Source organism: Rhodopirellula maiorica SM1, assembly GCF_000346295.1.
GTDB lineage: Bacteria > Planctomycetota > Planctomycetia > Pirellulales > Pirellulaceae > Novipirellula > Novipirellula maiorica.
In genome coordinates, this window is the sequence record NZ_ANOG01000210.1 from 1 (window position 1) to 3,614 (window position 3,614).

The following is a 3,614-nucleotide window of genomic DNA, read 5'->3' on the forward strand; positions in this document are numbered from 1 at the left end:
AACAGGCCAGAATCGAGAATCTTCGGGACTTCTCTGTGAACTCGCGAACTCGTACCCAGGCTCCTGCCTGGGTACGCACTGCTCAGCAGGCTCCCGCCTGCGCATCCGCCGTCGGCTCGGGAGGCAGGAGCCTCCGGTGCAGTGTGTTCCCAGGCGGGAGCCTGGGAACAGGCGTGCAAGCTTCAATCGGCACTAGTGGGCGAATCGAGGGTCGGTTTTTCGGATGATTTCGTTGATCCCGGTTTGATTGAAACCTTTGTAGCCGTCGTCACGCTGCAAGATTTCTAAGTGGGAACCGATGCTTCCTGATCGACGGAACCGCTCGGCTTGTTCGGCTGTGATCACGCCCTCGCGGGCTGCTTGTTCGATCCGCTCGTCCGCGACCGGCCAAATCTCACCTTCTGTAAAGGCCTGTTTCAGGAAATCGAAGTCCGTAAACGGAGCCATCGTTTGAATGCCTCGCTCGGCCAATTGCGTACGCGCCGCATCAAAATCAAATTGGCATTCCAAGTGATGCATGCCAGCTTGCAAGATGGCTTCGCCGTGCAGTTTGCACCATACGCCCGACGGTGCCAAGTTGATCGCGATGCGGCAGCGGTTCGTGCGCAAAGTCGCCTGAGACCTCTTCGGCGGTCAAATCGACATCGGCAAAAATGACCACTCCGGTTGCGGGTTGCTCTAACACCTGGGCTCCCCAGCCCGCTTCGGCACCACCGTAAAATCGTTCGCGGCACTGAAACCCGAGTTGTTCAAGTAATGCGATCAAGCGAGTGAAGTGCTTGCGACTACTACGATAGGTGTGGTGGTCATGGTTGGCCCAACCAAGTCCGAGTGCGTCTTGGCGTGATTTTTGAATACGAGCCGCCTTGTTGCGGCTTTCCCAATAGCTGCGTTCGGCGGCAAAGAATAAGTCACACGTGCGATCCTGGCCCAGGTTATCTTTGGCCGCAGCGACCAACGCACTTGCATGATCAAATCCATCTTCGTCCGAAGCAAAGTCTCGCTTTCTTAGTAAGAACGCTTCCTCATGCTGAAGGATGGCGGGGAGGTTCATTGCGGACGATTCACTCGGTTTAAATCCGACATCGCCATGCCGCTCGATCACCCAAAACTCGGTCGATTCCGTTTCCGAAACGCACGCTAATCGAAGTGCTGATCCAGGCAACCCTCGAATCGAAGTCGCAATGCGATGCGCCACGAGGAAATCACGCACCGATTCAACGTGGATCGTCAATCGTTGCTTAGGAAAGCCGCCGAGCACCACGTCCGGGAACAATCCATCGGGATGCTGCCACACCGGGTCTCCTGGTTCATGCCGCAATTGAAAACCGGATTGAGAAAGCAGCGATTCTGTTTCCACCGAAAACGGCAGCGAAAAGTGATCGAGCCAATCGGTCAGCCGCGTCCCCGTTTCCGTCGACATCCGTGTCCGCAAGTTGGCGACAAAAGGATCTTGGCGAACAAACGCATCGGTCCATTGGTCGATCAACTTGGCCGCCTGGGCCTGACATTTCCAATCAAATTCCAACAATGGCGATTTCGGCATGGTCATCGGGCTCCGCACTACCGCGAGGAAGGAACACCGCGAACCGCTTCGCGATCATCCATCCCTTATTGTAGCAACGCCCCAAAGTGGGATAGGCATCCTGCTAACGCAAAATCGCCTGGGCGACTCGCAGACCGCTGTTCATCGCACCTTGGATACTCGGCGTTTCACGATGATCGCCGCACACAAACACTCCTTCTCGAGCCGTTGTAATGGGCTGCATCACGGGATCAAGCGTAAGTTTTGGAAGCCCAAAGGGCACATGATAAATCTGCAGCCGTTTCCAGCCACCGGCTTGCTCGCCAAACCAATGCTGTAATTGTGGGCGGAGCGAGTTGTCGAGATCGTCGGGATCGATGTTTTGACTCAGTTCGGTGCTGACCGAGATCAGGTGCTGGCCGCTCGGCGCGTAGCGTGGCGCAATGTTGGACATCACCGTCGCGGTTTGAATCGGCCCCGCCTCGTCACCCCGCAGCAACAAGCGTCGTCGTCGAAGAGGTGCTTCGGGCGCCGCGTAGTAAACCGTGGTGGTTCCTGACCACGCGGTGTCGAGCGATTCATCGCCCAGCAGACTTGCCGCAGCACTGCTTTCGGTGGCGATCACAATCTGTTTGGCCTTTAGCGTGCGACCATCGGTCAGTTCGACAGCCCCGGGTTGCAGTCCCGCAACCGGTGTTCTCAGTTGCATCGTGCCACGAGGTAAACGGTCGGTAAGTTGACGCGGGATTTCAGCCATCCCGCCTGCGGGAACCGACACGTGTCCTTCGCTGAACATGCGAAACACAAACTCAAGCATCCGGCTGGGCATTTCCAGCGATTCGTCCAAGTAGACGCCGCCGAGGAAGGGGCGAAAGAATTGTTCGATGATCCGGTCGGAAAATCCGTCCTCTCGAAGTCGTGCAAGTGTCGTCGTTTGCTCTCGGGCGTAGACATCCTCGAGCGATCCAGCGTGGCTGACGCTGCGGAGTTTTGAAATTCGGCATTTATCCACCAGCGAACCGACGGGGTTTATGGCGGTGGCGGCGATATCCAACGGGCGTCGCCAAGGGTCACTCAATAGAGCAAACTCGCCGTTTTGCCGCACCATCGCTCCGGGGGAAAAATGACACAGTTCGAGCTGTTTGTAATCCAACAATTCGCGACAAGCGGGATAGGCTGTCAGCAACACCTGGAAACCGTGGTCCAGCGTGAACCCATCGATATGGTCCGTGCGAACTCGGCCTCCGACGCGATCACTCGCCTCCAATAGCGTGATCGAGCGTCCTGCTTCGGCCAATTTGACGCCGCAGGAGAGCCCCGCCAATCCTGCACCAACAATGATCACATCGAACGAGTCGCCAGTCGTTTCGTTTGACATTAAGTTGCTCATCGAAGTCGTTGATTCAATCGGATGGGATAGCTCGGCTGCAACAACAATAACCGTCAAACAAATTTAACGGACTGACGGCAATTTGTCGCCCGGCGTCTCCGACGCCGGAATACATGAACGATGGAATAAACGGACGTCGGAGACGCCCGGCGACATTGGAGACGGAATACACGGACAATGGAATAAACGGACGTCGGAGACGCCCGACGACATTGGGGACGGAATACAGGGATGATGGAATAAATGGACGTCGGAGACGTCCGGCGACATTGGGGACGGAATGCAGGGATGATGGAATAAATGGACGTCGGAGACGCCCGGCGACTATGAAATTGGAATGTACGGACGTTGCAGACTGGTTGCTGTCGCAAAGTGAGGGACCGATGACAGGCTGGAAGCCTATCTCACATTTTTGAACTTTTTATCGTCGTTTGACCTAACGTGTCACCGCGGATGCGATGAAGTAAGTAGCCGAAAGCGGCACTTCAACAATCAACCAAAACAAAAACGTTCACATTACCTTACGCGGAGTTTGATCATGGCTAAGTTTTACGTTCAATCTGGAAATTTGCGTACCGTCGTTCAAGCCGAATCGAGCCGCAAAGCCGCGATTTGGGCTGTCCACGAAGCAATGCAGCAAGTGTTGCCCGTCGACGAGGAACTATCACACTCGAAATCGGATCGCGACGCTGCGGAAAT

General features: G+C 55.6%; 3 protein-coding genes. All 3 read right to left on the reverse strand.

What is annotated here, in order from left to right; all coding sequences use genetic code 11:
- Positions 1–192: 192 nt before the first annotated feature.
- On the reverse strand, positions 193–519 hold the full coding sequence (locus RMSM_RS38175; RefSeq protein ID WP_008693240.1) for a hypothetical protein: 327 nt from the start codon (positions 517–519) through the stop codon (positions 193–195).
- Positions 494–1,546 (reverse strand): hypothetical protein, encoded by a 1,053-nt coding sequence (locus RMSM_RS06480; RefSeq protein ID WP_008693241.1) that lies wholly within the window; start codon positions 1,544–1,546, stop codon positions 494–496. The genes RMSM_RS38175 and RMSM_RS06480 overlap by 26 nt, the downstream gene beginning before the upstream one ends.
- A 103-nt stretch (positions 1,547–1,649) precedes the next feature.
- On the reverse strand, positions 1,650–2,903 hold the full coding sequence (locus RMSM_RS06485; protein ID WP_040764423.1) for an NAD(P)/FAD-dependent oxidoreductase: 1,254 nt from the start codon (positions 2,901–2,903) through the stop codon (positions 1,650–1,652).
- Between the last annotated feature and the right edge of the window lie 711 nt (positions 2,904–3,614).